We start from the raw sequence: 25,489 nt of genomic DNA, 5'->3' as shown, positions 1-25,489 counted from the left end.
GAACATGCCAAACAATTCTTTCGGTGAATCCTCTTGTACCGCTGCGGCCAGCGGCATGGTGGAAGTGCGCGGCGCGCGCGAGAACAACCTCAAAGAGGTGGACGTTTCCATCCCGCGTAACGCGCTGGTGGTGTTCTCCGGCGTTTCCGGCTCCGGCAAGTCCTCGCTGGCCTTCGGCACCATCTACGCCGAGGCGCAGCGGCGCTACTTCGAGTCGGTGGCCCCCTATGCGCGGCGCCTGATCGACCAGGCCGGCGTGCCGGACGTCGATGCGATCGACGGCCTGCCGCCGGCGGTGGCGTTGCAACAGCAGCGGGGCTCCAGCAACGCGCGTTCCTCCGTGGGCAGTGTGACCACCCTGTCCAGCCTGGTGCGGATGATGTATTCGCGCGCCGGCGCCTACCCAGCCAACCAGCCGATGCTGTACGCCGAGGATTTTTCGCCCAACACGCCGCAGGGAGCGTGCCCGACCTGCCACGGCCTGGGCCATGTGTACGAGGTGACCGAGGCCATCATGGTGCCCGATCCCTCCCTGAGCATCCGCGAGCGGGCGATCGCCTCCTGGCCCCCCGCCTGGCAAGGCCAGAACCTGCGCGACATCCTGGTCAGCATGGGCTACGACGTTGACCGACCGTGGAAGGACCTGCCGAAGAAGGACCGCGACTGGATTCTGTTCACCGAGGAAACACCGACAGTGCCGGTGTACGCCGGCTTCACGCCCGCCGAGACCCGCACGGCGCTCAAGCGCAAGATGGAGCCGAGCTACATGGGCACCTTCACCGGCGCCCGGCGGTATGTGCTGCACACCTTTGCCAATACCCAAAGCGCACTGATGAGAAAGCGCGTGTCCCGGTTCATGGAGGGCAAGCCGTGCCCCACCTGCCACGGCAAGCGGCTCAAGCCCGAGGCGCTGTCGGTCACCTTCGCCGGCGTGGACATCGGCGCGTTCATGCAGATGCCGCTGGACCAGTTGGCGGCCTTGCTCGAACCCATTGCCCAGGGCGATTTCCGCGCCCATGCAGCGGGGGCGGCTACGGACAAGGAAGCGACCCGACGCGACCGTGCCGAACGCGCGGCCTCCGGCCGTGCCGTCCATGCGGTATCGCCCGACGTGCGCCGCACCTCCGCGCTGTCGGAAGAAAAGCGCCTCGCCGCGCAGCGCCTGGCCGGCGGTGTGATGGCGCGCCTGCGTCAACTGCGTGGGCTGGGCCTGGGTTACCTGACGCTGGACCGGGCCACGCCGACGCTTTCGGCCGGCGAGTTGCAGCGCCTGCGGCTGGCCACGCAATTGAGTTCCCTGCTGTTCGGTGTTGTGTACGTGCTCGACGAGCCCTCGGCGGGGTTGCACCCCTCCGACAGCCAGGCGCTGTACGACGCGCTCGACCGGCTGCGTGACGCGGGCAACTCGGTGTTCGTGGTCGAGCACGACCTGGACCTGATGCGCCGCGCGCAATGGCTGGTGGATGTGGGGCCGGATGCCGGGGAGCGTGGCGGCCGCGTGCTCTACAGCGGCGAGCCGGACGGCCTGCGCAAGATTGCCGAATCGCGCACCGCCCGCTATCTGTTCGACGAAATCGCCGCGCCGGGAAGCCGGGCACGCGAAGCGACCGGCTGGCTGGAGCTGCAGGGCATCCATCGTCACAACCTGCATGGCGTGGACGCACGCATTCCGCTGGGCGTGCTGACGGCCGTCACCGGCATCTCCGGCTCGGGCAAGTCCAGCCTCGTCGCGCAGGCGCTGCCGGAGCTGGTGCTACTGCACCTGGGCCACGAGCCCGAGGACGACGCGGCCGAAAGCGCCACCAGCGAAGGGCCGGCAGTGATCGAAGCGACTGGCGGTCATCTGGCGGGCGACGTGGACGCCATACAGCGCCTGGTGCAGGTGGACCAGAAGCCGATCGGGCGCACGCCCCGGTCCAACCTGGCCACCTACACCGGCCTGTTCGACCACGTGCGCAAGCTGTTCGCCGCCACGCCCGATGCGCGACGCCGCCGCTATGACGCCGGGCGCTTCTCGTTCAACGTGGCTAAGGGGCGTTGCGAGACCTGCGAGGGCGAGGGCTTCGTCAGTGTGGAGTTGCTGTTCATGCCCAGCGTGTACGCCCCGTGTCCGACGTGCCATGGCGCACGCTACAACGAGGCCACGCTGAAGGTGCAATGGAACGGGCGCAACATCGCCGAGGTGCTGCAGATGACCGTGGACGAAGCCAGCGAATTCTTTGCGGGTGAAGACGCCGTGGCCCGGCCCCTGCAATTGCTGCGCGATATCGGATTGGGCTATCTGCGCCTGGGGCAACCGGCCACGGAACTTTCCGGTGGCGAGGCGCAGCGCATCAAGCTGGCGACCGAGCTTCAGCGCAGCCAGCGCGGCCGAAGCCTGTACGTGCTCGACGAGCCAACCACCGGGCTGCATGCGTCCGATGCCGACCGGCTGCTGGTGCAGTTGCAGCGCCTGGTCGATGCCGGCAACACCGTGGTGATGATCGAGCACGATATGCGCGCGGTGGCTCAGGCCGATTGGGTGATCGACGTGGGGCCTGGTGCAGGCGCTGCCGGCGGCAGCATCGTGGTGGCGGGCTCCCCTCAGCAGGTGGCCCGAACGTCTGGCAGCCGAACCGCTCCGTTCCTTGCGCAGGAGTTGGCGCGGGCCGAGTAGCTCAGTTCGCCAAATGTTGCCAGCTTTCGCGGGGTATTGATCGTCGCCAAACGACGGTGGCGATCAATGCCCGAATCGCGTCATCCTTCCTGAGTCAGAGCAAGATAGGGATTGTTGGGCGGTATTTCGGGGAATGCCAAGGACCCATCTTCAAGGAGGTAGCCATGCAGTCGGCGGGACTTCCTCGGGCCCGTGACTTCACAGGTCCAAATGTTCAGGCCATTGGGGTGCTTGCGATGTAGCTGCAGCTTCTCGAAGCGCTTCTGCACCCACTGCCAATCCTGTTGATTCTCCTGCTTGGCGAGCGCGGCCACTTCGGGATGCTCCTGCGCATAGCGTTGGAACACACCCGGGCTGACCAGGTAGGCCGTGTCATTCACCGTATGCACGAGCGCCTTCGCGTCGTTGATGATGAGCCGTCGTGAGGTGATTCCCTGCTTCAGCCAAACCATGAACTGTTCCGTGGATGGCTTCGTTGCCGATGACCCAGGCGTAGGCGCGGGTACAGGTGATGGAATGGACGTCGCGGCTGTTGCTGGCGCGGGAGGGTGGAGGAACTCTTCGGCATCCTGTCCAACGCCGGCCGACTCACCTAAGCCCACCATCGCGAGCAAGTCCTCCATGACGTCGGGCACGGGCTGGGCCGCGGGCGGTGAAACGATGGTGGTGCTGTCGTCCTCCCAAATTGGAGGCTCTTGACCTCCCTGCGCTGGGTTCACCGAGACGGTTGGCACGGGAGCCGACATGCTGGCGTCGTTTTCTGCGGGCGTCGCGTCGATCTCTACCGTGCCTGCGAAAGGTGCTGGTCGCTCGCCAGACTCCCAGATCAGCGCGGGAGCGAGACGCAACAGGGTGAACGAATGGGACCAGCCGGTCGTGCTGGTGACGGTCGCGCGCCAGACCGCTTTGCCGTCCGAGGTGGGCTGGAGCATGCCGTGGTCCTGCAGCACGTTGAACACGGCGGTGTTGTTCGCAGGAATGCCATCGATCCCCTGAGACAGGAGGTGTGCGCGCAGTTTGTCCGAGACCGTCTTGCTCACCAGCCACAAACCATCCTCGGTGAGCCAGCCATCGGAGGCTTCCGGCTGGTTCAGCTTCAACTGTTCCTTGAGCAGGTAGCGCAACCCGTCCAGCAGCTTGCGTTGCAGTGCGTGCTTAGGCGCGGCCATGGCGCGCGCCGGATCGCCGCCCAGCTCCTGGGCCACCGACGCCCGGTCTGCTTGCACGACGAGTTCCCCCAGTACACCGGCATGTTCGTACTGACCGGCCAGCACATAGAGCAGCGGTGCCCAGAGAGCCGGATAGTCGCTGAGCCAGTCCAGGACGTGGCGGTCGAGCAGTTGGCGATAGAGCAAGCCTGTTGCGGCGCTGTGCAGGCGGTATTCGCGGTCGTCACGGTAGCGAAATCGGTACGCCTGGTGCAGCGGGCCATGCCACGGATGCCAAGTACTGCCGTCGGCCAGTTCGACGTGTAGATCGACGGCGATCTTGCCAATATCGTGGAGCAGCGCAGCATAGGCGACGGCGGCGGTCCAGGCTTCGGACTGCGCCGCCTGGTCTTCGGGACTGGCACCGATGGGCAGCAGATGGGACTGCCGCAGTTTCAGGCTGTAGGCCACGATCTCCAGGCCGTGGTCGAGCATGCCGCCCGGATAGGCATGGTGATGCGCTTCGGAGGCCGGAAAGGCTTGGACCAGTTCGGCGTAGCGTTCCAGGGGCGTGCGGTACAGGGTGACGAATTGCCGGTGTGAGAGCGACGTGCGCTGCCAGATGTGCTCCAGCAGCTTCTGCCGGCGTGGGGTGGCCAGCAGCGATGCGGCCGACTCAGGACGCAGCAGCCCTTTCGGGAGGTCGGTGACGGGTGATGGCGTCGGTGCGGCAGCGACCGGGGGCCGTTTTCGCTGGAACAGGGAGAGCATGTGAGGTGTCCTAATGACGGGCCGACCGGGAGGCCTTTTGGCCTTTTCGAGGTAGGGCCTTTCCCCTTGCACCCCATTCCCTTGCCATTTCGACCCTTTGGCCTTTAACCGTTTCGGTATAGCGGGGCCTGGATCGCGGCTCCACCGTCAATGTGGAACCCGCTCGAATGCATTGGACGGCGACCAGGCGCTGGCCTCGGTCTATGCTGCGAAGGCGCTGCTTCCGCCGGGTAGGTTGCTTTCTAGGCGTCAAAGTTGACAAACGCGACAAAGGCGACTAGAGTGAAACCTGTCTCAAACCTACTTGGGAGATGACCATGCCCACTGCCATTGAATTCATTGCCGACCGTCTGCCGCGCGTCACGGTGGAAGATGTACGCCGCTTCGCGGATACCGTCGAAATCCGGGATGCCACGGCTTTCGCGGCCGAGTTGCAGGCGTTCGTCCACGAGCGCGTGGAAGCGGTAACACTGCCCGCCAACTTGCAGGGGGAGACCGTTGGGCAGGCCCTTGCACGCAAGGCGGCCGCGCTGCGCGCCGACACGCGCTGGGCACCGAATGAAACCGACGTCCAGCGAGGCCGTGCGGTGCTACTGGAAACCTTCAACCAGCCGCACAACCTGCCGCCCGCGGAGTTCGCCAAGCTGGCGGACAAGTCGCGCCAGCAGATCTACAAGGACATCCTCGCGCGTCGGCTGCTGGCGCTGAACGTGGGGCCGCGCGGTCAGAAGCTGCCCGACTGGCAGCTCGACCCGGTAAAGCAGCAGTTGACCCAAACCGTGCTTCAGGAGGTCGAGGGTATCGATCACTGGACGATCTACCGCGCACTGTCCGAACCGCTCGAAGGCTTGGGCGGTCGCTCGCCGGTGGATGCGGTGACGCATGGCACGATCGACGCCGTGGCCGAGGCCGTGTTTAACGTGCTGGGCGTTCAGGTGCATTGAAGCGAGACTGCCATGAACCACGAGCTGCCTTCTTTTCTGATCGATGCCGGTGAACTGCTCCAGCATGTGAGCCGCGTCGTCTATCGGGGCAGCCCGCTGTACTATGGTCGCAGCAGCACCAATCGCTACGACGACCCGGCCCGAGCCTACGGCGTGCTCTACCTGGGGCGCGACCTGCCCACGGCGTTGATGGAGTCGGTGTTTCACAAGCATCAGTGGCTTGATGACGCGAAGCGCTCGATCGCATTGAAAGAAGTCCAGGGCAGGATGGTGCGCGCTGTAGGGGTGGTGGCCGACGTGCTTCTGGCCGATCTCACGGCACCGAGCGTCATGGCGGGCTACTTTGGCCTGAACCTGGAGCAGTTGGCCAGCCGCGACTACACGCACACGCAGCAGGTGTCCGCTCAGGTGCATGCGATGGTCGGCGACGACGGCCAACCTCTGTTCGACGGAGTGCTCTATCCGTCGCGCAACAACTATCCCGCCAAGAGCATCGCCCTGTTCGAGCGTGCGGGAGCGAAGGTCAGCGTCATCGAGGACATCGATCTGGTTGACCATGTGGATTGGCCGCGTTTCGTTGCCACCTACCGCATCGGCGTGGAACCCGACCCGGGCCCGGTGGAACCGGATGACGAAGCGTCCTGAAGCAGCGAGAAAACACATTGAAGCCTGAAACGGAATGAAGTGGAGCACCCTGGAATAGACATCCCTCAGTAGCAGGAGACGACCATGAACACCACAACTCGTACCAGCACCGCAGAACGTATCGGCCGCGCATTTGGCCGTGTATGGCGTGCCTATGCGCGTGGCGAACGGCGGGTATCGAATTGGTTGATGGTCAAAGGGGTGCCTTCGGTTGGTGCCACAGTGCTGCTGTGGGCGGTCAAGCTGGCTGTGCTGGGCGCGCTGCTCTACGTCGCCTTCTGGTTCGCACTCGTGTTGTTGGGAGTCGTGGTGGCGGGATGGGCTGCTGCTGCCAATACCTCGGATGAAGACGAGTGGCCTTTCACCGACCTCACCGAACTGCGCAAGACGCCGGGCTACGATCCCAACCTGTACAACGATACGTCGCACGAGTTGTACACCGACGACTGACCGGCGCCGCGCTACTTCAGCTTACCTCCGGTAAGGGCCCCAGCGCCCTTACCGCCTGCTTGGCCGGCACTCTTGCTGCCATCCGAAAGCCCTTGGATGACGTGTCCAGCCCGAATCCCAACCCAAGTAAGGCTCGCAAGCCAAAAACCCGGCAAGACCAGGAACATCGTGCCCATGACGAACATCAGGAGCAGGTCGCCAAAGGCATTGTTCAACCCCACCAGCGGATCGAAGTTAGTGTGCGGCCGGTTCCAGCCGAAGCCCCACCCATAGAGCGCATCGAGGATGGTGCTGTCGATCCAGCGAGCGAGTTGGAACCAGAAATCGGTGAAGAACAGCGCGAACTGCACGACGCTGACGGTGACGACCGTCTTCAGGTCATAGGTGCCGACGACCAGCACGAGCGGGATGCAGATGACCAGCGCCATCTTGAGCAAGGCAAGCACCATGGGCAGCGCCTGGCGCACCACGTCCATGGCAGGGAATGCGGCAAGTGCCCCGACCGCCATTCCTACGTCCCCCGTGGCCCGCGTCACGATGTTCGGCAGGGTCTTGTCGATCTGGCCGCCGTAGTCGGTATAGACCGAACCCTGGTTGAGCTTCTGCTGTCGCGGTGACGCGATGGTACGGACCACCGAATCGTCCACCTCGGTACGGCTGAGGAACCCGGCCCAGCCCGCCAAGCGATTCAACAGGCTGGGGTCCACCTGGCTCAGCAGCCGTGCTCGCAGGCCGTTGCTGCCATCGGCCCACCACTGCCTGCAAGTCGGGTAGCCGCCGCCACTGGCCACCTGCGCAAGCCCTGCGTCGCGAGTGTCGTCATAGGGCCATGACTCGCGCGCCGTGCTGGAGCGGTAGCTGTCGTAGTAGCCGCCGGTGTCCGTGAAAAACCTCGAACCGATCCATGTCACGTCGTTCATTTGAGCTTCGTCCAGCTCCGGTCGCGCCATGAACAATTTAGCGCGTGCTGGCCCGTAGCAGTCGTGTGTGAAATCGGCCACTTCCTGAGCCAGCACCGGGTCGTTGATGCGGGTAGCGTCGATCTCCATGCGCATCTGTCGCAGGTCTGTTCCGCACGGGATCGCTGCCACCGAGGCACTGGTGACGGCGCGCGAGAGCGCGTGCATGAATGCCCACCAGACCGGCACCTTGGCACTCTGGTTGTTGATGGTGCTGAAGGACTGGGACCAGCCGGTATCCGTGGGCTGCGGCACGCTGACCTGGCATTGAGCCGAGCGCGAGCTGTCGTACTGAATGGTGTTGAGGTCCACGTCGATGAAGGGGATGCCGGCGAACATCACGACCACGATGGCGACGAACACCCGGTTCTCAATGCGTGCGGCCGAGAGCACGCCCTTATTGCCTTCGTCTGCACCCTCCCCACGGGCCTTGAGCCATTCCTGCACGATGATCGCCACGAAGGGCAGTGCGAATACCCCGCTGGATACCAGTACCGCCCAGATGCCGTTGTTGACGATCCAGGAAACCAGGGTCAGGTAGTACTCCAGGTAGTCGGTCGCGAAAAGCGTCATGGCTCGGATCTCCCCTCAGCCCTGCATCAACAGGCTGGCTTCAAGCGCCACGATGGCAACGACGCCGGCGATCTCGCTGCGCACCAGGCGGCGCCGCGCTTGCGCGTCGTCCTCGCGCGCCAGCAGTCGGCGACGCATCCAGACCCAGCCGTAGGCCGTCGCGCCGTACAGGCACAGCCGCCAGACCAGGAAGTAGCCCGCTGCTGCCGCCAGCCAACGCTCCCAGCCTGCGACGCTTCCGACGAGGTAGATGCCAACGATGTTGGCGCACACGGCGACGGCCGCGAGTACCACCGTCCACAGCAGCGCCTTTGCTGCGCGCCGGCTGAACAGCCAGCGCGGGCGCAGCCAGGCCGCACGCATCGGGCTCATGGCCGGCCTCCCGGATTGCCCTTCTGCAACTGATCGAGGCGGTCAGGCACCGGATCGCCTTCGTAGATCCCACGCGAGCCCGCCGCGCGCGTGCCGTGGCGCTGGATGATCGCCATGGGCGAATTGTTTGCCAGCTCCCGGCGCAGCTCCAGCTCGGTCTTGAGGTTGCGGATCTCGCGATCGAGCGTGTCGCTCTCGTGGTTCACAGCTTCCACGGCGAGCTGGTTGGCCGCCACGTTGGGCTCTTTCTTGCCGGTCAGCAGCGTGCGTTGCAGCAGTAGCGCTTTCTCCAGCACCGACGCCAGCGCAACCTCGGACGCCAGGCGCTGCGACAGCAGGTGCTGGTCCGGCTCGTCGCGCAGTGCCTCGATCACTCCGCGTGTGATGGGCAGCGACGCGCTGCCGGCCTCGCGCAGGTTTTCGGGCGTCGTGTTCTTCGCCTTGGAGACCAGGTCCTGGAGCGCCTGCAGCTTGGCATCGTACTCATCCTGGATCAGCGGCGTCAGCCCGACGCCGGGCACCGTCTCCGTCTTGGTGCAGGCGTCGCAGGTGCGCTGCTCCTTCTCGCCGAGCACCCGCGTCGCCCACTCGACGGCCGCTTGCGGCGTGGTCCAGGTCTGGCACGACAGGCTCGCGCAACTTGCCGGTGCGATTGCCGATGTGTCGGTCACACCGCGGCCATTGACCAGGTTGTAGCCCGCGCGGGTGACGTCGCCGACCACCTTGATCGCGGGCTGACCGGAGCCGCCGGCATTGCTTCCCCCGACCCAAGGCACGCCGTCGTTGCCACGGCGCGTCTCGGCTTGCTCGACGGCCGAGACGGCATCCGTGCTCGAAACAGCATCGCGCAGTGCCAACCCCTCTGCCATCTGGCTCCAGCCGAGCTGGCCGCCGGCCGTTTCGGCCATCTTTTCGGCCATGGCGCGGCACGTCAGCTTCGAGCGGTCGAAATCCAGCCGCGCTTGCAGAACGCCGTTGGTGAGCAGGTTGTAGAGGCCCGGATCAGCCCGTTGGATGATCAACGCCGGCAGGGAGGCCACAGCACTCGTAGCACTCTGGATCACCGAGGACATGATCTGCTGAAAGCCATTGGTCACGCCGTTGAGCTGATTTTTCAACGTGGTCTGGATGCTCATGTCACCGCAGATCAGATTGCTGTTCCAGCCGACACCCACGCCGAGCGAGCGCATGCCGGCTGCGCGACCCATCGAAACGGCGCTGCCGCCGCCGATGGAGTACATGACGTCATCGCCGATGACGTTGCCGCTGGTCTGGTAGCCCAGTTGGCCCCAGGCCACGCCGCTTGCCAGAACCAACGCGCCGGTGAGCGCCAAACAGATCCTCTTGCCACGAGCCGGAGGGGAGAACTGCATAGAGTCGAAACGCTTCATCGCGGCACCTCAAAGGAAATCAACGCTTCCAAGGAACACCTGTCCACGGCGTTCGCAGCAGGCATACGGCCGCCACAGTGCCCAGGCGTAGTCGCCTTGCTGGGCCTGGGTCAGGAAGCCGGTGCGTGGGAAAACCGTGCAAGACGAGGACAGGACGGGCGTGAGTTCCTGCCACTTGCCAGTCGAGGCATCACCCTCCATCAGCGCGCCGGCGGGCCAGTAGCCATCGCGGGCGTTGGCAAGCAGCGGCTGGTACACGTGCAACTGCCCCCGGCGAGTGACGATATCTCCCGCACGCTGGGCCACCACGGCCCCCGATTTGTGGTCGTCGGTCTGGTGCAGGAAGCCGCCGCGGGGATACACGTTGCCCCAAAGGTTCATCGTGGTGCGTGCGCCGACCTCGCGCATGCCGGGAATCAATGCCTCCGGGTAGGCCATCTCGGGCACGTTGTAGCGCCAGGCAAGCGTGTCCAAGGTGCTGAGCAGATACGGCATGAATGCCGTTCCTGCGCCCTCGCAGAAGTAGCCCGAGGACGAAACAAACTGGTTGAACACCTCGACGCCGGGATGGCCGATCACGTCGGCGTTCTTGAATTTCGCAAGATTGTTTTCGTGATCCTCGTTCGTCGTTCCATCGCCCCCCGCTTGGGCGGACGGATTGGCCGTACTCATCGCCCGGACTTCGACCCACGGGTTCTCGCCCGTGTTGCTGTAGCTGGAGACGACCGCATCGGGGATGTAGTGGCGCACCTTGACAGAGGTGCGCACCGTGCATCCTCCCCAGGTGCAGTAGAGCCAGTAGCAGATACCTACCACCCGGTACTCCAAGCAATCGGGCGAGGCCACCGAGGCAACGATGGCGGTGGTGTTCAAGGCGTAGCTACCCGTGGCGCTGAGCAGCAGCAAGGAAGCCACGCCGGCCCGCATGCGGCGCATCAGGTCGAATGGTCGCGTCATGGCTGGGTCCTCCGACGCTGCTCGATGCGCGCGACAGCGCGGGCCACATCCGGCTCGCCATAGACCACGTAGCGCTGATCCACCACGACAGCCGGGATGCTGGTGATGCCCAGGCTCCATGCGTCGGTGACGCCCTGGTATGCGGAAGCGATGCGGCGCTGTAGGTCGGCGCCGCCTTGGCTCAGCCGACGCTTGACGGTGGCCGCCGCCTGTTCGGGGGCGGCGGGCAGTTCCGCAGAAAGCTCCGCTTCAATCCGGCGGGCTTCGTCCAGCTCGATCAGCCGCTCGCCGCCCATGGTCTTGACCGGGTGGTGGCTGTCGGTGACGACCAGTACGTCGGCTGCGAAGGCGACGGGGCTGAACACGGCCAGGGACGCCGGCAGCGCCACGACGAGACCAAGGGTTCGCCAGCCCGACGCGAACGTGGAAAAGGATGCCGGCATGTCGCGTGCCCCGAAAGTTGATCAGGGCCATAGTCAAACGCGAACCCGATGCCACCCCAACAAACAATGCGCATCGCGGGCTGCCCGCATACCTGCTTGTCCCGCGCCATAAAAAAACGGAGGCCGAAGCCTCCGCGGGGATCAATGAAGCAATGCGACCGTTACAGCAGGCCTGACTCCGCAAAGGAGAACGGGGAACCTTGGCCTACGATGATGTGATCCAGTACCCGTACATCGATGAGCGCCAGCGCGGCCTGCAGTTGCTGGGTCAGCACACGATCCGCGCTCGACGGCTCGGAGATGCCCGAGGGGTGCTGGTGCGCGAAGACCACCGCGGCGGCGTTCAACTCCAGCACACGCTGTACGACGACACGTGGATAAACAGAAGTCGAGTTGATCGTGCCCCTGAACAATGGCTCGTAGGCCAGCACCTGGTGCATGCTGTCCAGGAACACAGCGGCGAATATCTCGTTGGGTTCAGCGACCAGTTTCACGCGCAGATAGTCCCGCACAGCGGCCGGTCGGCTGAGGCACGGTCCAGCTTTGAAAACCCGCCTCTCCAGCAGCACGATGGCTTGCTGGATGATCCAGTCCTCGTGTTGGGCAGCGGTGACGGAAAGCGACTCCGGGCAGGAGTCGTTGACGACAAAAGACATGGCGAACCTCCAGACGGTGAGATCGGAGGGCGCGCGCCCTAGGAGGGCCAGCCCTCCTAGGGAACGAACAAGGTGCATCCATCACCGCGGCAGCGGCGATCGTTCGCGACCAGGATGCGAGGCGAACGGGTTGCGGTCAGCGCAGCGGACTGCGCCGTAGCCTTGAAGACCGGGGCTACCTGGGCATGTCGCCGACGACGTCGGCAGGCATTTCGGATGTGGGTGTGCCGGTCGGACCGTCAGCCGTCAGCATGTCCATGGCAGACAACAAGGCGTCGCCCTCGATTGGTCCCTGCAGCAGGATGGCCTGGCCCGTCTCGCGATCAAGCAGACGCAGTGACGGTGTGGCGGTAACGCCGCTCTTGGTGGCTTCCGCGGCCTGGGCGCGGATAGCGGCACTGGACCTTTCGCTTGACATGCACTGCTCGATGGCTGGCGTCGATTCGGGGTAGCGCAAGCCATCCGGCAAGCCCAGGCCGTCGCTGCGCGTGTGGGCATAGACCCATTCGACCGCCTGCCAGAACGCGGCATGCCCGCCAGCTTCGGCTGCGCATTCGGCCAGACGTGCCTCGGCCGACGCGGCCGGCTCGTGCGCGGCTAGCGGCTGGTGGTGCCATTGCAGCGCCACGTCGGCGTTGGTGCCCACCCACCGTTTGAGCTGCGGAAAATATTCCCGGCAGAACGGGCACTCCAGGTCGGCATAGAGCGTCAGCGTGAAACGGCCTTTGGGGTTGCCCATTAGCCAGGGCGGCCCGGCCACCGGTGCCATGCTGACCGGCGTGGGCGGCTGCGGCGGGGATTCGCCGGGCGACCTCGGCACAAGCCAGATCAGCAGCAGCGCGACCAGCACAGCAACCAATGCCCAGGGCCAGCGGGGCCGCCCGTTGCGGCGGCGGAACGCCTGGACCTGCATCGGAATGGAAGGACGTTTCTGTTCCATGGCGTTCTCCGTCTTACGACAGTTCCAAGGCCGGCGACTCGATGCCGCGCGCCTGGTCGATCTTCTCGGCCACCTTGAAGGCCGCTTCCAGTTCGGTGCAGCCGTAGTGCTGCATGAGCTGGTAGCGCTCGGCCTTCTCTTCGGGTTCGGTCTGCGCCAACGCCAAGTACAGGCTGGGCGGCACGGCACGGAACAGCACTTCCATGCTCTTGGAAAGGATGACGCCCTCGGTGAACTTGCCCGCTTCTTTGCGCGCCGAGAGCATCAGCGCTTTCTGCGCGGGCGAGAGTTCGCGGAAGCGTGCAATCTTCTCGACCTCATCGGGCGGCATCGACAGGCAGATCCACCACTCAATCATGTTGAGCATGGGCTCCGCGGCACGCGGCAGATCGTCGATATTTTGTGTAGCCAGCCAGAACCAGGCCCCTAGCTTGCGCCACATTTTTGTAATTTTTACAACGTAGGGCGCGAGCAGCGGGTTCTTCGTGATGATGTGGCCTTCGTCGGTCACATTGATGATCGGACGGCCCAGGTACTGGTCGCGCTCGGCGATGTTGTTCACCGTGCTGATCAGGCTGATGTAGGCGATGGAGAGCTGCGCGTTGTAGCCCTCCCGGGCATAGGTCGCGAGATCCACCAGCGTGATGTCGGCCTCGGGCCACGGCGTGCCATCGCGATCGAACATCTCGCCGTCCGTGCCTTGGCAGAACATGTCCATCGCGTCCGCCATCTCCAGCAGCCGCACGCGCCGCATCTCGGGCAGCGTCGGGTCCTGGCCGCGCGTGCGCAGCGCGTTGCGCACGTCGCGCGTGAGCACCGTGCGTTTCTCGGCCACGCAGTGTTCGGCGGCATCGAGGATGCACTGGCGGATCAGCGAGCGATCGGCCCGCGTCATCCGGGCTTCTTCCTTGTCCTCGCCGCCTGTGATCATCAGCCGTGCCGTGATCTCCAGTTCACCCAGCACGTCGCGCTGCTCGTCCTCCTCCATGACCGAGGAATCGGCTGGCAATTCTTCATCCAGTGCATCGGCATCAAGCGTCTGCACGTTGCTGGGCGTTTCGATCAGCCGGCGAGCGTCGGCGAACGGCGCCAGGCTGATGCCTGAGCCAGGAGCCAGCTTGACCCGGTTTACGGTCAGACCCAGGCGCTTGGCGAAGTCGCTGAACAAGCCGAAGCTGTTGCCGGCTTCCACGATGAACAGCCGCGGCCGGTAGATGGCCGTGACCTGATTCAAGAGGTTGTTGAGCGTTGCGCTCTTGCCCGAGCCGGTGGGGCCGAATAGGAACAGATGGGCGTTCATCTGCCTGTCCAAGCGGTTCAGCGGATCAAACGTGATCGGCCCGCCACCGCGGTTGAAGAACGTGTTGCCCGGATGGCCCGTACCCTGGCTGCGTCCCCACGCCGGCGAGAGATTCGCCACATGCTGGGCGAACATCAGTTGGGTGAACCAGTTCCGCCGATCCTGCGCAGGGTTGTAGCAGCACGGTAGCCAGCGCAGGTAGCTGTTGAGCGGCGCAACTTCATCGTCCTCGCGCACGGGCTGCAACCCCGCGTTGAGCATCACGTTGGCGAGGTCCAGGCCGCGCCTGTCAAGCTCGGCTTCGTCGCGCCCGCGCAGATAGAAGGCCAGCGTGCCGCGGTAGAGCTTGTGCGCGCTGCCGATGAGCGAGCGCGCCTCCTGCACATCCTTGAGCGTCTGCTCCGATGCCAGTGTTTCGCCGACAGCCTTCTTCGCCAGGTGATTCAGGTGCGATTCGAGGATGTCCTGGGGCGTCGCCACCATGGTCAGACACATCGTGGTGTCTTCGGGCATCTGATCGAAAAGCGTGTTGATCGCATCGCCCTTGCGGGTTTCGCCAGTCAGGTGTCCCGTACCGGGCGGCATGCGTAGTCGGTCGGTGACCAGCACACGGTGCGGCATGCCGTCGAAGTACCAGGTACCGTGCCCGGCATCGGAGCGAGGCTGACCGAAGAACAGCCGTTGGCTGAAATCCCGACCACTCGCCAGCTCGATCTCGCCTTCCTCCACCTCGTCGGGATAGCGGGCCAGCGCATAGAAGCGCTCTCGATTCTCAGCGCTTGGCCCGAGCATCGTTGGGCGTGGGTTGAACCACCGCAGCAACCAGTCGTGAACATCGGCCGCGACCATGCGCCGGGCCTGGATGCCGGCGTTCGCCAGGCCGCCGCAAAGGCGATCGCAGACGATGTTCAGCATTTGCTCGGGTGTCTGGCCACGGCGGTTCGCCTGGCCGGTGGCCCGGCGATAGACCACCATGCGCACGCGCCGCGTCTGGCCGCGCCAGCGCAACCGCGTGACCACCGTGTCCTCGAACAGGCCGCCGGGCTTGGCCACCGCGCGCAGGTGGTGGCCGAAGAAGCGAAGATAGAACTCGGTGAAGGCTGTGCCGCGAGCGCGCGGCTGCACGTAGTTGCGCAGGGTCTGCATGTACTGGTCGAAGCTGGGTTCGTCCTGGGCGTAGAGCTGGAGCACCCAGGGGTTCTCGTCCAGCTCATCGAACGAATCCTGGAGCGCGTTTTCGAGCGCATCGCGGGCATGCGCGAGCCAGCCAGGCTCCCGACCTTCGGTGCCCAGCGGGACCAGCTCGTAGAAGGCTGCGACCGATTGCCCGTCCTCCAGCAGCATGGACTTCGACGGCGGCAGGAACTCCACCCACGGCAGCAGCTCCGCGAACGACTGCGCGACGTCGTACAGCGCCTGCTCGTCCGCCACGGTCGCCGGCTTGCGGCCCTGGATCGTCGCTCCGGGTTCGGCGATGCCGGCTTGGCGCAACGCCTCGACGTGGCGCTGCCAGCCGTCCGGCTGCTCGTCATTGCCACCATCGGATGCAGCCAGCTTCGGCCAAGGGAGTTTCCAGCGCATCAGTAGTCCTCCACGCGCTCGCCCGGCATGGCGTACTGCACGCGCTGGTACAGGGGGAAGACTGTCGTGTAGCCCGGAACAGGCACGGGGTCGGTACCCGCCAGGTGCGGGTACACATACATGACAAGATCGGGGTTCGGGAGGCGGTGGAACTGGCGATAGACCTCGTTTCGCGCCGTGCGCGTGTAGCGCATCTGTTCGGCGGGCGCGGCCTCCACGTCGGCCTCGGTCAGCGGCCGGCGCAGGCTCTGGCGTGCATCGAGCAATTGCCTGCGCGCCACCTGGCCGGCGCCACCGCTGCCGTCGCCGGCGTTCTGCTGCCAGATGTCCATCATCGTGCTGTCGCCGTGCGGGAGCAGCTTTTCCTTGCTGGTGGCACAGCCGCCGAGCACCGCGACGGCGAGGGCCAGCGCCAGGCCCTTATTCAAGTTCGAGAGCATGGCTTTCTCCTGCGCGGTGATCGACCTTGCGGCCTTCGGGATCGAAGTCGATGGCAAGCGGCTTTTCGAGGTGGACGGCGACCTTCGCGCCGGGCTGGACATAGACGGCGGCGAAGGCCTGGCCGTATAGCTTGTTCACCCAGTCGGCCATGTCGCGCACGCCACCGGCCAGGATGCGGCCCACGGCTTCATTGCCCGAGATGCCGACGCTCCCGATGGAGCCGTCGGCGCCGACGTAGGACATCTGGCCGCTGTCGCTGTCGATCAGCGAAGCGACGCCGGCACCGGCGGCGGTAATCAGGGCTTGCGAGCCGAGGTACTGCTGGGCGTTGCTGCGCCGCTCCCCGCTGACGCAGGGAATGCCGTATGGGTCGCTGATCCAGCCCAGGCCGTCTCGCTGCTGGTTGTTCTGCTGGTTGCCGTCGCGGTCTTCGGGGATGGTGCGGATCGTGCCGTCGTGGAAGACGAAGGTGATGCTGCGCACCTGGCCGCGCACGCACGAGAGCGTCCAATCTCCCGATGCGGTGCCGCTGAACACGGCACCGGCCACGTCGGGAATGTCGATGCCATTGGCGGTCAGGTTGTCCGGTCCGACCAACACCTTGAAGGGGTATGGATCGTTAACGGTTCCGTCGATCGGCACGCGGCCGATCAGCGCCGTCATCGCCACCGACCCCATCAGCGTCGAATTGGTCGGTACGGTATAGACCGCCTTGGCGCTCTTGACGCCTGCTGCGCGTGCGCCCGCGTTCGCCACGGTTTCCGCCGTGGTTTCCAACGTGCTCTGCGCGGGGCCGAAGCTCGTCGGGAAGCTCATGCCGCTACCCGTGCCACGACTGCTGTTCCGCCCCTCGGCCTTCCTCGCATCGTCGGGTTCGACCCATCGCACGCCGCCTTCCATGCCGGCCTCGTCGCCGTCGCGCAGCCCCAGACCCACCGGCAGGTCGGCATGGCCGCCGCCACGTCCGCCGATACTGTCCAGACGCCGCTGCAGGTCGGCAAGCAACCCTTCGGTCTGCTGGCGCGCGCTGGCTGCCTGCTCTTGGTCGCGACGCAGGTTGGTACGCTCGGAGTCGAGGGCCGAATTGATGCGCTGATCAATGGAGTTCTCGCGCTGGCGCAGTCGCTGGTTTTCTTCGCGCTGGGATTTGTTGTCCGAGAGCGCGGTCTGAAGCTCGGTGCGCAACTGCTTCACTTGGGCAACGAGCGTCGCCACGGTGTCGCGCGGGGTATCGCCCTCGATGCCCAACGCCTTCATTTCCGCTGGCGTGAGCTTGGCACCGGCATCCGCGGCCGGTGGCGCCGAACTGCTGCCACCCGAGAACAGCCGGATGGCAACGAACAGCACCAGCAAGGCAACCGGGACCATCAGCCACTTCAGGAGTCCATTACTGCGCATGGCGGGCCTCCTTGCGGTCTTCCGGTTGCGGGAGATGCACGGCCGGGTCGAAGCGGTTGATCGCCGGTAGCAGCGATTGCGCCAGGCCGCGCCCGCGCGTCACCAGGTACAGGACGGTCGTGTCCTCGGGCGTGCCACGCGGGCCAAGTGCCTCGTGTTGGAAGGTGGCGGTGAGGAAATCGCCTTGCAGGATGCGCGGATCGAGAGTGATCCAGCCGCTGCTGTTGTTGGTCAGTCGCACGGCAGTGACCCACTGGTCTTCCAGACGCCACGACGCGAGCGCGACCGCGCGCACGGGCAGCGTCGGCATCAGCGTGCCGAGGTCGAGGTCACGACGCAGGTTCACCCGCATGACGCCGGGCAACGGCTCCACAGTGCGCAGCGGAGCGTAGAGGTTCTGCGCGGCGAAGCGCGTCAGGACAACCGGCACCGGGGTCTCGCGTCGCGCCGCCCGCGCACCTGCCTGGTCCTGGGCGCGCGCCGGAGCTTCGTTGTCATCGCCGGGCTGATCGCCATAGCGCGCCGGGGTGCTGTTGCCCTCGACGATGCGCACTGGTTCCAGCTCGGCTTCGCCGTCCTTGGCTGGCTCCGCCGCAATGTCCAGCAGGATCAGCGCGCCCGTGTCGGCGTCCTGCAATTGCAGCCGCGTGGGCTCGATCGGCTCGCTGGCGCGCAGGTACACCGCGCCGCCCGCGCTCTGCACCCGTAGGCGCTCGCCGACGCCCGAGGGTACGCCCACGCGGACGTTGCGGTCGATGAACACGATACGCTCCTGGCCGACCTTCAGCGGCACCGCCAACGGCATACGTTCCCAGCGCAGGATCTCCACCGCCTGGACAGCAGGAGCCGCGGCCACGGCCAACAGCCCCAGCAGCGTGAGTACAGGATGCTTCATGGGGTTTCTCCTTGGGGCGCTTGCGGAGACAGGCCACCAGACGCCGGGCGCGTCGGCTCCGGCGTGCTGATGCGCTGGGGCGCGCCCTCATAGCAGTCGAGCGCCAGGCCGAACGGGTTGCGGGCAGGATCGACGTCCACCCGCGTGACCTTCACGGGATAGCGCACCAGAGCGCGCTTGACTTGCTCGGCGCCGTAGTACTCGTCGGCGGTGATGTCCAGCGTCACTACCCAGTCGCGGTCGGAAACCACGCGCACGCGGGCCGTGGGGTCGTCGCCGTAGCCGCGGCCGGGGATTTCGTAGATGCCGCGCACGCGCTGGCGCAACTCGCCCGTGCTGCGGCGGTAGTCGTAGTCCGCGCGCAGGAAGGCCTGGCAGGATGGGGTGAGGTACGGCGAGAGCGTGTGGAGGTTGCGCGCGTAGTCCTCTTCGCCATTCGTCGGCCAGCGGTTGAGCGTCTGGAACACGTAGAACGTGAACGCATAGACCGATTCGGGCGGCACTTCCCACCACTTCCTGGTACTGCCGGAGCGCAGGTCAGGCGGAACGTGGATGGTCAGATCGCGGGGAGCGCTCCACCAGCCGCCACCCATGACCAGGGCGACGATGATCAGGGCGCCAGCACCCAGGCGAAGCGTCTTGATGTGCGCCTGCAGGTGGGTGATCTCGTTCTTGAAGCGGCTCATCGTGCGCTCCTTCGGGTGGTCCAGAAGCCGGAGCGCGAGATCAGCACATGGCCGCCTACCCAGCCCGCCATCAGCGGATGGCGTGTGGCAATGCGCCATTGCAGTTGCCGATACAGCCAGGTGTCGGGACGCCCGCGCTTGAGGCGGCGAAGAATGCCGCCGCCGATGAACACGCCGAAGGCCACGCCCAGGACGACGAACGTGGGTGCTAGCGCGATCGTGCGGAACACCCACGACAGCGGTGCGCCGACCAGCAGACCGGCGGCGCCGGACAGGCCGCAGCAGATCCACAACTCGTCGGCGGTGAGACCGCGCACCACAACGGGATGTCGATTGAGCCGGTGCGGAAGGAACGTGACCGTCCCGTCCGCACGGACGTGCTGCTGCTCGGACATACCGGCCTCGCTTACAGGATGCCGGTGGCTTCGGTGAGCAGCCAGATGCCGATCACGAGCAAGACGGCGCCGATGGCGACCGTGAGGCCGAACTGGCCCCACGTCTTGCGGCCTGTGTGGATTTCCGCGTAGGTCCCGTAGGCGTGGTAGCACACGCCGATGAACATGGACGCCACCACCAGCAGAGCCACGAGCATGATGATGTCGTAGCCGTAGTTGCGGATCGTTTCCATGATGCCGTTGCCTGTGCCGCGGGTCGGGTTCTCCAACTGCGGCAGACCCTGCGCGAACGACAGGGCGGGCAGCGCTGCGGTGCCCAGGGCCACGGTGGCGCGCTGGGCAAGACGGGAAGTGAGGATGCAGTTTTGCATGGTCATGCCTTTCAGGTCAGGAGAGGAGGAAGAAAGTCAGGACGAGGTACATCGCGACGAATCGGATGCAGACGCCGAGGAACTGGCGCTGGTTGAGGCGGCTTTCGGACCACCCCACGTAGGCCGTTCGCATGGCCCAGACGCCCCAGACGAGCAGGACCGCGAACACGACGCCGACCAGGACGGTCGCCATCGCTGAAGGCGCGATGCCGCTGTTGGCTTGAAATGCCGAGACCTGGGCGCCGTTCATGGCTTGCCCTCCGTGGTCGTCGGCGGTGATGGCGGGACGACCCGCTCCGTGCGGTAGTCGCCGATCAGTTCGGAGGCGNCGCGCGGCTGGGCGCGCGACGGTGTGAGATGGGCCTGGATGCCGGCGCGCACGCGCGCCAGGTCAGCCAGCAGCCTCGGGTAATCGAAGTGGTAGCGCTCGCCCGGCTGGATGGGGGCATGCGTAGCGCTGTCGGCGACGGTGCGCTCCAGCGCGTCGAGCTGGCGCAGCGCTGCGACCAACTCCTGACGCTGCGCCGGGGACTCGGCCAACGCCATCGAGGACTGACCCAGTACAAGGGCCGTCACGAGAAAAGTGGGCACGCCGCGATGCGCGGCGCGCAGCCAGATCGGAGCCAACATCGCGCCATTCCTGTGTGATCAGCAATGGCTAGATCGTGGAGATCGGGGCTGTTTCAGGCCGCAAACAATAGGAACCTGCAGATGACCGGATTGATCTGCTAGAGGTACTTCTTGAAGCTGCCCGCAGTCAGGCTCACGGCCAGTCCCAGCAAGGCGGCGCTCGGCAACAGGATCAGCAATGGATGCACCGAGATCGGCAGCGCCAGGTACGTGATCCACGGCAGCACGGCCAGCGGCATGAGGCTGGCTTTTGCACGGTGGTAGATGAACCCGGATTCGCGGCCCGCGCCGAACCTGCGCACGTCGCGTCGCACCAGACCGTCAATCAGACCGACGAAGGCGGCCGTGAAGATCAGTGGCAGCGTGAGCACCAGGACCAGCAGGCGCACTAGGAAGGTCAGCGTCGTGAAGGCTGCGGCGATGAGGTAGCTCTCGGCCCAGACATAGACTTGGCTGATGTAGTAGCGGAAGTTGCGCGCCTGCTCGTGGCTGGGCGCGCGGACGCGCTCGGCGGTCTGGCTCATGCGCGCCAGCAGCCCCGAGCGAACGAACACCCATTCGTAGCCTGTATCCACCAACTCGTGCGCCGTGCGCCCTGGCTCCTGCACGACCACGCTGCGCGTGAAGTGGCTGGACAGGTGCCCAAGCTCGTACTGCAACATCTGCTGGGAATGGCGCCAGCCCTGATCCTTCCAGAACAGGTGCATGCCGACGCACTCCACCACGATCGAGAACAGCAGCGAGCCAATCAATACCCCGAGCAGGCGAAATGGCAAGGTGATGGTGCCGACGATCAGACCCTGGCGCTGGTTCTGCTCCCGCTGCGCGGTCGAGGCGGCGTCCTTCATGGCGCGGCCTCGTCGGTACTGTGGTCGGTGTCGGTGGCCACCGCAGCAGGCTCGGCTGGAGCAGCATCGTCCAGCAGGTCATCGGGCAAGGCCGCATCCTGCAAGGCAGGGGAGCTGGTGAAATCCCACCACTGCGTGGCCTCGCTGTAGCTCTGGCGCATGTATCCGGCCAGTTGCTGCAGATCCGCCGGCATCACTTCATCCGGGTCTGGTGTCGGCAGCGGCATGCGAACCTTCCAAAGCTGGCCGCCTTGCAGCAGCGCGAAGCACTGGCCTTTTGGCAGGCCGACTACGTGCGATGGCTCGATCATCGGCACGCTGGACATGCTGATGCGGTCCTGGGTGTTCGACGTGAAATCCGTCGCGCCACGGATGTCCGAGCTATCGGTCGCCCCGGAGACGATGGTGGTGGTATAGACCTCGACCTTCGGCAACTGCCGCGTCAGCAGTTCGGCGGTGGCCGTCTCGCGCACGCGCAGCATGAACAGGTTGTTGAAGTTGCCGATCACCTGGCCAGCTTTCGCGCGGTTGCCGATGCGGGCCTCGATATCCGAGAGGGTCTGTGTGTACGCCGTGACCTGTAGCCCGGCACCGCCGCCCTTGTTGATCAGGGGCACGAATTCGTCACCCATGAGTTCATTGAATTCGTCCGCATGGACATTGATCGGCACGCGCGTGCCAGCGGATGCGCCCGGCAGGCCATCGTCGATCCCGTGCTTGTAGATATGGCCCGCGACCGAAACCAGGTCGGAGAACATGGAGTTGCCGACCGCTGCGGCAACCTCGGCGTCGGACAGCGCGTCCAGTCCCACATAGACGATGGCGCGCTTCCTGATGACTTGCATCCAATCGAAGATCGGGCGCGGGTCGGTCAGGTCGGAGTAATTCGGGGCCAGGAGCTGGGCGATCTTGCCGCTGGTGAGCTTTTCCAGCAGCGGCAGCAACGATGCGACGATCTTGTCGAAGTAGGTCTTGTCGTACCGAACTGCCGAGCGCAAGCCGTCGAGCACCGGGTCGTAGTTGCGCGCCTGGGAAAGGTACTGCTCCAGCGCGACCACGCGCTTCTCGCGCCCGATCATGTTGCGCGGGATGTTCTTCTCGTTGAGCTTGGCCTCGATCTGGACGATCACCTCCCAGGCCTTGGGCTCGGTCTTGGCGAAGTAGTGCTGGGCGTACTCGATAAACAGTGCGTCGATGTTGATGACGTGCCGCTGGATCAGCATGTAGTCCGGGCGCTGCCCCAGTTCCACCAAAGCGCGGGCAATGATGTTGACGAAGCGCCACGCGAACTCCCGGAAGGCCGCGCTGTTGCCTTCACCGGAGAGTTGCCCTGCGATACGGGTGGCGACTTCCGAGATGCGACCGAAGCGTCCTACCGCGTTGTAGCGGGCGCTGATTTCCGGCCAACCGAGGTGGAAGATGTAGAACTCGCCTTCACGGCCTGCGCGCTGGGCTTCGACGTACATCCGCTTCAGGAGATCCGCGTCGCCCTTGGGATCGATAACGATCACGACCTCGTGCTCGCCGGCAGCGTTCTTGCGACGGATGTCCTGAGTCACAAACAGCTCGGCCAGCCGCGTCTTGCCCACGCGCGTCGTGCCCAGCACCAGCGAATGTCCGACGCGCTCACCCAGCGGCAGGCTGACGTCCACCTCGTCGGGTTCGATGCCATGCAGCCGCGGCAGGCCACCTACAGGTGGCAGCGGGCGCACAGGGTTGAACGGAACGTCCCAGCCCGTGAGAGCGGAGAGCCGGGACAGCGGGAACGGCGCAAACTCCAGCCGTTCCTCCAGCCGACGCGCCAGGCGATAGGCCGGTGTCGGCTCCGCGTAGCGGCGAAACTCCGGCCGGTATGTCTGCATGAGCCTATGGGTGTGCTTCTGCTCCCACAGGAATCCGCGCCCGATGAAAAGCCGCTGCTGGCTGACGGGCACATCCTTGCTCGTCATCACGTAACGCGGCAGGCGGCGGATGTTGCGCCTATAACGCAGGATGACGCGAGCGTCGCGGTAGCGGATCGCGCCGTAGGCGCCGAACGCCAGGGCGCTGCCGACGCCCATGGCCGGACTCAGCGCGAGCGACCACGGGGCCACCAGGGACAGAAACGCGGCGCCTGCACACGCTGCGACGGTGTATAGCTCCACCGCTGGGCGTAGCAGAACCTCGACCGGCTGTTTCCCCGACATGGCTTCATTGCTCGATGCCGGTGGCCGTGATCAGCGCCGGGTAATGCCGCAGGCCTAGGCGATCGGCCAGGTCGTCTCCGGCTACGGGCGCGAGCGGCACGCCCGGCACCAGGGCACGCAGCCCTGCCAGGCCCTGCGCGGTCTCGACATTGACCACTAGGCCGACCGCGCCGCGTTCGCGCAAAGCAACGCCGCGGCGCTGCAACCAGGCCCGGGAGGCGTCGTCGTCGCCGATGACCACGAACGGCCGCAGGCCGGGCGCTTCGATCACGCGCCGAGCGACGGTGCCAGGCGTGAGTTTGGTGCTGCGCACCGGCAGCATCGCTGCCTCGTCCGCGGGTGTGGCGGGAACCTGTGGCGTCGGAATGGGCGGCCGGGCCGGGACATCGGCGCGCGGCTGGAGGTTGAGGGCCTCGTAGTACGGCAGCGCCGACGTGCCACCGCGATCTTCGACCACGATCAGCGGATCGCCGGCACGCGATGCCAGCGGCAGACCCGCCAGCAGCACAAGCAGGCCCCGCAGGGCCAGATGGGATTTCGTCATGGGGAAGTCTCCTGGCGCGTGGCGAGCACCGCGGCGTTTGGGCGTGCGCCCTGCACACGCGCGAGATGGCGCGACACGCTGCGCCGGTAGCGGGCGGNNNNCNNCNCCCGCAGGACGGTGGTAGCGGCCGATCGCCAACAGCCAGTCTTCGCCGGACGTGTGCTGCTCCTTCAGGATCTCAGCGGCGATGGCGAGGTTGCGATAGGGGTCCAGCAGGTCGCACGCGCTGGTGAAGCGGTGCTTGTGGTAACCGAGGTTGATCTGGCCCAGGCCTGCATCGATGCGCGTGTGGGGCGTGGCGCGCATTGCCTGTTGCAAGCCCGAGCAGGCGTCGGCGCGCGTGGCGAAGCGGCGCGACTGGCCGGCGACATTGAGGGACCACGGCCACGGGACGATGCGCCCGTTGCGCCGAACACCGCTCTCCTGCAAGGCCACGGCGAAGAGCACGGTCGAGGGGATGCCCGCCCGCTGTGCGGCGAGTTGGTAGGCCGGTGGTGGAACCTCCTGGGCATGGACGGCGCAGGCGCACAGGCCGGTAGCAAGCACCAGTGCGCGCAGGAGCTGCGAGACGGAGGTGGCCGCTACGGCTGACGCTGCCATTGGCCGTTCACCTCGCGCACAGCCGCGGGCAAGTCACCGGGCAGGCCCAGCGACAGCCAGCGGCCGCCGTCGTGGTTGAGGGTAATGCTGCCGCTGCGCACGCGCGCCGGGTCGATCTGCGCGCGCTTGGCCCAGTCGCGGATGCGTGCATCGTCCTGGCGGCTGCCCACCATATACAGGTCGAACTCGGCACCCGAGGATTGCAGGCGCTGCACGAGCTGCCCACAGGCCGCGCAGCCGTCCTTGACGAACACCGCCATTCGGCCGCTGCCGCGCGCGGTGCCGGCGCCCGGCCCGTCGTCGGGCAGGTTCACGCGCTGCATGCCGGGGTTCAGGCGCTGCCAGGCTTCGTCGTAGGCGCGTTGGTAGGCGAGCAACTTCTCGACGCGGCGTGCTTCGATTTGCACCTGCAGCTCTGCATAGCGCCGCCGTTCTTCGTCGGTCCGTGCCTCGATGCCTAGGGCAGACAGCGGGTCCAGGTTGGGCGAGTAGATTCCCAGCGGCCCATCCATCAGCTCGCGGTAACGCACCCATTCCTGGGGTTGGAGGCCCCAGTTGCTTGCTACTCGGTCGTCCAGGACGCGGGCGGCCAGCGGGCGCTCCTGGCTCTGCGCATTGCGAGCGGGAGCCGTGGCTGACTGCTGCGCCCACGCGGGCCACTGGACTGAAGCCAGTAGGAGTGCGGAAAGGATGATCGACGGCTTCATGT

The 25,489-nt window shown here is 65.8% G+C and carries 26 protein-coding genes and 2 pseudogenes; 4 read left to right on the top strand and 24 right to left on the bottom strand.

Annotated features, from left to right (window positions below; translation table 11 throughout):
• The first annotated feature begins 4 nt into the window (after nt 1-4).
• A complete protein-coding gene (locus ACNA0I_RS09545) occupies nt 5-2,656 on the top strand; it encodes an excinuclease ABC subunit UvrA (RefSeq protein WP_019726350.1) in 2,652 nt (883 codons plus the stop codon).
• Nucleotides 2,657-2,736: 80 nt separating this feature from the next.
• On the opposite strand, the gene mobH is transcribed toward ACNA0I_RS09545, so the two are convergent.
• Nucleotides 2,737-4,575 carry a MobH family relaxase gene (gene mobH / locus ACNA0I_RS09540; RefSeq protein ID WP_019726349.1) on the bottom strand — a complete coding sequence of 613 codons (1,839 nt, stop codon included), beginning with the start codon at nt 4,573-4,575 and terminating at the stop codon, nt 2,737-2,739.
• Nucleotides 4,576-4,892: 317 nt separating this feature from the next.
• Between mobH and ACNA0I_RS09535 the strand changes: the two genes are divergently transcribed.
• The 3 genes from ACNA0I_RS09535 (at nt 4,893) to ACNA0I_RS09525 (ending at nt 6,614) form a co-directional block, all read left to right on the top strand.
• On the top strand, nt 4,893-5,519 hold the full coding sequence (locus ACNA0I_RS09535) for a hypothetical protein (protein WP_009459635.1): 627 nt from the start codon (nt 4,893-4,895) through the stop codon (nt 5,517-5,519).
• A 12-nt stretch (nt 5,520-5,531) separates the two neighbouring features.
• The gene (locus ACNA0I_RS09530) at nt 5,532-6,164 is read left to right on the top strand and encodes an RES family NAD+ phosphorylase (protein ID WP_009459636.1); all 633 of its coding nucleotides are present in this window, start codon (nt 5,532-5,534) and stop codon (nt 6,162-6,164) included.
• Between the two features lie 84 nt (nt 6,165-6,248).
• On the top strand, nt 6,249-6,614 hold the full coding sequence (locus ACNA0I_RS09525) for a DUF3742 family protein (protein WP_009459638.1): 366 nt from the start codon (nt 6,249-6,251) through the stop codon (nt 6,612-6,614).
• Between the two features lie 11 nt (nt 6,615-6,625).
• Here ACNA0I_RS09525 and ACNA0I_RS09520 read toward each other — a convergent pair whose 3' ends face one another.
• The 23 genes and pseudogenes from ACNA0I_RS09520 to ACNA0I_RS09410 all read right to left on the bottom strand — a co-directional run bounded on the left by ACNA0I_RS09520 (nt 6,626) and on the right by ACNA0I_RS09410 (nt 25,487).
• Complete coding sequence (locus ACNA0I_RS09520; protein ID WP_019726345.1) at nt 6,626-8,146, bottom strand: conjugal transfer protein TraG N-terminal domain-containing protein; 1,521 nt, start codon at nt 8,144-8,146, stop codon at nt 6,626-6,628.
• A 15-nt stretch (nt 8,147-8,161) separates the two neighbouring features.
• Nucleotides 8,162-8,518, bottom strand: coding sequence for a hypothetical protein (locus ACNA0I_RS09515; protein WP_009459645.1), 357 nt, complete (start codon nt 8,516-8,518; stop codon nt 8,162-8,164).
• A complete protein-coding gene (locus tag ACNA0I_RS09510) occupies nt 8,515-9,909 on the bottom strand; it encodes an integrating conjugative element protein (RefSeq protein ID WP_009459646.1) in 1,395 nt (464 codons plus the stop codon). The genes ACNA0I_RS09515 and ACNA0I_RS09510 overlap by 4 nt, the downstream gene beginning before the upstream one ends.
• Nucleotides 9,910-9,918: 9 nt before the next feature.
• Complete coding sequence (locus ACNA0I_RS09505; protein ID WP_019726343.1) at nt 9,919-10,866, bottom strand: TIGR03756 family integrating conjugative element protein; 948 nt, start codon at nt 10,864-10,866, stop codon at nt 9,919-9,921.
• Nucleotides 10,863-11,309, bottom strand: a complete 447-nt coding sequence (locus ACNA0I_RS09500) for a TIGR03757 family integrating conjugative element protein (protein WP_009459649.1) — start codon at nt 11,307-11,309, stop codon at nt 10,863-10,865. Before ACNA0I_RS09500 ends, ACNA0I_RS09505 begins: the two co-directional genes overlap by 4 nt.
• 161 nt (nt 11,310-11,470) lie before the next feature.
• Nucleotides 11,471-11,965, bottom strand: a complete 495-nt coding sequence (gene radC, locus ACNA0I_RS09495) for a RadC family protein (RefSeq protein WP_009459650.1) — start codon at nt 11,963-11,965, stop codon at nt 11,471-11,473.
• Nucleotides 11,966-12,140: 175 nt separating this feature from the next.
• The gene (locus ACNA0I_RS09490; protein WP_009459652.1) at nt 12,141-12,905 is read right to left on the bottom strand and encodes a DsbA family protein; all 765 of its coding nucleotides are present in this window, start codon (nt 12,903-12,905) and stop codon (nt 12,141-12,143) included.
• Between the two features lie 13 nt (nt 12,906-12,918).
• Nucleotides 12,919-15,786, bottom strand: a complete 2,868-nt coding sequence (locus ACNA0I_RS09485; RefSeq protein ID WP_019726341.1) for a conjugative transfer ATPase — start codon at nt 15,784-15,786, stop codon at nt 12,919-12,921.
• The gene (locus ACNA0I_RS09480) at nt 15,786-16,226 is read right to left on the bottom strand and encodes a TIGR03751 family conjugal transfer lipoprotein (protein ID WP_009459662.1); all 441 of its coding nucleotides are present in this window, start codon (nt 16,224-16,226) and stop codon (nt 15,786-15,788) included. The genes ACNA0I_RS09485 and ACNA0I_RS09480 overlap by 1 nt, the downstream gene beginning before the upstream one ends.
• Nucleotides 16,207-17,625: a TIGR03752 family integrating conjugative element protein gene (locus tag ACNA0I_RS09475; protein WP_009459664.1), complete on the bottom strand. Its 1,419-nt coding sequence runs from the start codon at nt 17,623-17,625 to the stop codon at nt 16,207-16,209. The genes ACNA0I_RS09480 and ACNA0I_RS09475 overlap by 20 nt, the downstream gene beginning before the upstream one ends.
• Nucleotides 17,615-18,520, bottom strand: coding sequence for a TIGR03749 family integrating conjugative element protein (locus ACNA0I_RS09470; protein ID WP_009459665.1), 906 nt, complete (start codon nt 18,518-18,520; stop codon nt 17,615-17,617). The genes ACNA0I_RS09475 and ACNA0I_RS09470 overlap by 11 nt, the downstream gene beginning before the upstream one ends.
• A complete protein-coding gene (locus tag ACNA0I_RS09465; protein WP_009459666.1) occupies nt 18,517-19,206 on the bottom strand; it encodes a PFL_4703 family integrating conjugative element protein in 690 nt (229 codons plus the stop codon). The genes ACNA0I_RS09470 and ACNA0I_RS09465 overlap by 4 nt, the downstream gene beginning before the upstream one ends.
• Nucleotides 19,203-19,601 carry a TIGR03750 family conjugal transfer protein gene (locus ACNA0I_RS09460; protein WP_009459668.1) on the bottom strand — a complete coding sequence of 133 codons (399 nt, stop codon included), beginning with the start codon at nt 19,599-19,601 and terminating at the stop codon, nt 19,203-19,205. Before ACNA0I_RS09460 ends, ACNA0I_RS09465 begins: the two co-directional genes overlap by 4 nt.
• An 11-nt stretch (nt 19,602-19,612) precedes the next feature.
• Entirely contained in the window at nt 19,613-19,972 is a 360-nt protein-coding gene (locus ACNA0I_RS09455; protein WP_009459670.1) for a TIGR03745 family integrating conjugative element membrane protein, read from the bottom strand.
• A 16-nt stretch (nt 19,973-19,988) separates the two neighbouring features.
• On the bottom strand, nt 19,989-20,222 hold the full coding sequence (locus ACNA0I_RS09450) for a TIGR03758 family integrating conjugative element protein (protein WP_009459672.1): 234 nt from the start codon (nt 20,220-20,222) through the stop codon (nt 19,989-19,991).
• Nucleotides 20,219-20,300, bottom strand: a pseudogene (locus tag ACNA0I_RS09445) (integrative conjugative element protein, RAQPRD family); the annotation flags it as partial. The pseudogene ACNA0I_RS09445 and the gene ACNA0I_RS09450, both read right to left, overlap by 4 nt.
• Before the next feature lies 1 nt (nt 20,301).
• On the bottom strand, nt 20,302-20,602 hold a 301-nt coding region (locus ACNA0I_RS09440; RefSeq protein WP_415805782.1), incomplete at its 3' end, for an integrative conjugative element protein, RAQPRD family.
• 98 nt (nt 20,603-20,700) lie between these two features.
• Entirely contained in the window at nt 20,701-21,450 is a 750-nt protein-coding gene (locus tag ACNA0I_RS09435) for a TIGR03747 family integrating conjugative element membrane protein (protein WP_009459676.1), read from the bottom strand.
• Complete coding sequence (gene traD / locus ACNA0I_RS09430) at nt 21,447-23,636, bottom strand: type IV conjugative transfer system coupling protein TraD (RefSeq protein WP_009459677.1); 2,190 nt, start codon at nt 23,634-23,636, stop codon at nt 21,447-21,449. Before traD ends, ACNA0I_RS09435 begins: the two co-directional genes overlap by 4 nt.
• Nucleotides 23,637-23,640: 4 nt before the next feature.
• Entirely contained in the window at nt 23,641-24,180 is a 540-nt protein-coding gene (locus tag ACNA0I_RS09425) for an integrating conjugative element protein (RefSeq protein ID WP_009459678.1), read from the bottom strand.
• A pseudogene (locus tag ACNA0I_RS09420) lies at nt 24,177-24,277 on the bottom strand (lytic transglycosylase domain-containing protein); the annotation flags it as partial. The gene ACNA0I_RS09425 and the pseudogene ACNA0I_RS09420, both read right to left, overlap by 4 nt.
• A gap of 9 nt (nt 24,278-24,286) precedes the next feature.
• A partial coding sequence (locus ACNA0I_RS09415; protein ID WP_415805781.1) for a transglycosylase SLT domain-containing protein occupies nt 24,287-24,780 on the bottom strand: 494 nt, incomplete at its 3' end.
• Complete coding sequence (locus ACNA0I_RS09410; protein ID WP_009459680.1) at nt 24,762-25,487, bottom strand: TIGR03759 family integrating conjugative element protein; 726 nt, start codon at nt 25,485-25,487, stop codon at nt 24,762-24,764. The genes ACNA0I_RS09410 and ACNA0I_RS09415, both read right to left, overlap by 19 nt.
• Nucleotides 25,488-25,489: the final 2 nt, after the last annotated feature.

It is taken from the genome of Bordetella muralis (assembly GCF_965139205.1).
Classification (GTDB): Bacteria; Pseudomonadota; Gammaproteobacteria; order Burkholderiales; family Burkholderiaceae_B; genus Bordetella_A; species Bordetella_A muralis.
The sequence above is the reverse complement of the archived record's forward strand: the minus strand, read 5'-3'. Positions and strand labels throughout refer to the sequence as shown.

What these genes read in the sequence shown, in the direction of transcription:
- ACNA0I_RS09500 (WP_009459649.1), bottom strand. Translation starts at nt 11,309, where the DNA reads ATGCCGGCATCCTTTTCCACGTTCGCGTCGGGCTGGCGAACCCTTGGT.
- ACNA0I_RS09470 (WP_009459665.1), bottom strand. Translation starts at nt 18,520, where the DNA reads ATGAAGCATCCTGTACTCACGCTGCTGGGGCTGTTGGCCGTGGCCGCG.
- ACNA0I_RS09425 (WP_009459678.1), bottom strand. Translation starts at nt 24,180, where the DNA reads ATGACGAAATCCCATCTGGCCCTGCGGGGCCTGCTTGTGCTGCTGGCG.
- ACNA0I_RS09460 (WP_009459668.1), bottom strand. Translation starts at nt 19,601, where the DNA reads ATGTCCGAGCAGCAGCACGTCCGTGCGGACGGGACGGTCACGTTCCTT.
- traD (WP_009459677.1), bottom strand. Translation starts at nt 23,636, where the DNA reads ATGTCGGGGAAACAGCCGGTCGAGGTTCTGCTACGCCCAGCGGTGGAG.
- ACNA0I_RS09455 (WP_009459670.1), bottom strand. Translation starts at nt 19,972, where the DNA reads ATGCAAAACTGCATCCTCACTTCCCGTCTTGCCCAGCGCGCCACCGTG.
- ACNA0I_RS09520 (WP_019726345.1), bottom strand. Translation starts at nt 8,146, where the DNA reads ATGACGCTTTTCGCGACCGACTACCTGGAGTACTACCTGACCCTGGTT.
- ACNA0I_RS09410 (WP_009459680.1), bottom strand. Translation starts at nt 25,487, where the DNA reads ATGAAGCCGTCGATCATCCTTTCCGCACTCCTACTGGCTTCAGTCCAG.
- ACNA0I_RS09450 (WP_009459672.1), bottom strand. Translation starts at nt 20,222, where the DNA reads ATGAACGGCGCCCAGGTCTCGGCATTTCAAGCCAACAGCGGCATCGCG.
- ACNA0I_RS09505 (WP_019726343.1), bottom strand. Translation starts at nt 10,866, where the DNA reads ATGACGCGACCATTCGACCTGATGCGCCGCATGCGGGCCGGCGTGGCT.
- ACNA0I_RS09465 (WP_009459666.1), bottom strand. Translation starts at nt 19,206, where the DNA reads ATGAGCCGCTTCAAGAACGAGATCACCCACCTGCAGGCGCACATCAAG.
- mobH (WP_019726349.1), bottom strand. Translation starts at nt 4,575, where the DNA reads ATGCTCTCCCTGTTCCAGCGAAAACGGCCCCCGGTCGCTGCCGCACCG.
- ACNA0I_RS09480 (WP_009459662.1), bottom strand. Translation starts at nt 16,226, where the DNA reads ATGCTCTCGAACTTGAATAAGGGCCTGGCGCTGGCCCTCGCCGTCGCG.
- ACNA0I_RS09515 (WP_009459645.1), bottom strand. Translation starts at nt 8,518, where the DNA reads ATGAGCCCGATGCGTGCGGCCTGGCTGCGCCCGCGCTGGCTGTTCAGC.
- ACNA0I_RS09545 (WP_019726350.1), top strand. Translation starts at nt 5, where the DNA reads ATGCCAAACAATTCTTTCGGTGAATCCTCTTGTACCGCTGCGGCCAGC.
- ACNA0I_RS09490 (WP_009459652.1), bottom strand. Translation starts at nt 12,905, where the DNA reads ATGGAACAGAAACGTCCTTCCATTCCGATGCAGGTCCAGGCGTTCCGC.
- ACNA0I_RS09535 (WP_009459635.1), top strand. Translation starts at nt 4,893, where the DNA reads ATGCCCACTGCCATTGAATTCATTGCCGACCGTCTGCCGCGCGTCACG.
- ACNA0I_RS09510 (WP_009459646.1), bottom strand. Translation starts at nt 9,909, where the DNA reads ATGAAGCGTTTCGACTCTATGCAGTTCTCCCCTCCGGCTCGTGGCAAG.
- ACNA0I_RS09485 (WP_019726341.1), bottom strand. Translation starts at nt 15,786, where the DNA reads ATGCGCTGGAAACTCCCTTGGCCGAAGCTGGCTGCATCCGATGGTGGC.
- ACNA0I_RS09530 (WP_009459636.1), top strand. Translation starts at nt 5,532, where the DNA reads ATGAACCACGAGCTGCCTTCTTTTCTGATCGATGCCGGTGAACTGCTC.
- radC (WP_009459650.1), bottom strand. Translation starts at nt 11,965, where the DNA reads ATGTCTTTTGTCGTCAACGACTCCTGCCCGGAGTCGCTTTCCGTCACC.
- ACNA0I_RS09475 (WP_009459664.1), bottom strand. Translation starts at nt 17,625, where the DNA reads ATGCGCAGTAATGGACTCCTGAAGTGGCTGATGGTCCCGGTTGCCTTG.
- ACNA0I_RS09525 (WP_009459638.1), top strand. Translation starts at nt 6,249, where the DNA reads ATGAACACCACAACTCGTACCAGCACCGCAGAACGTATCGGCCGCGCA.
- ACNA0I_RS09435 (WP_009459676.1), bottom strand. Translation starts at nt 21,450, where the DNA reads ATGAAGGACGCCGCCTCGACCGCGCAGCGGGAGCAGAACCAGCGCCAG.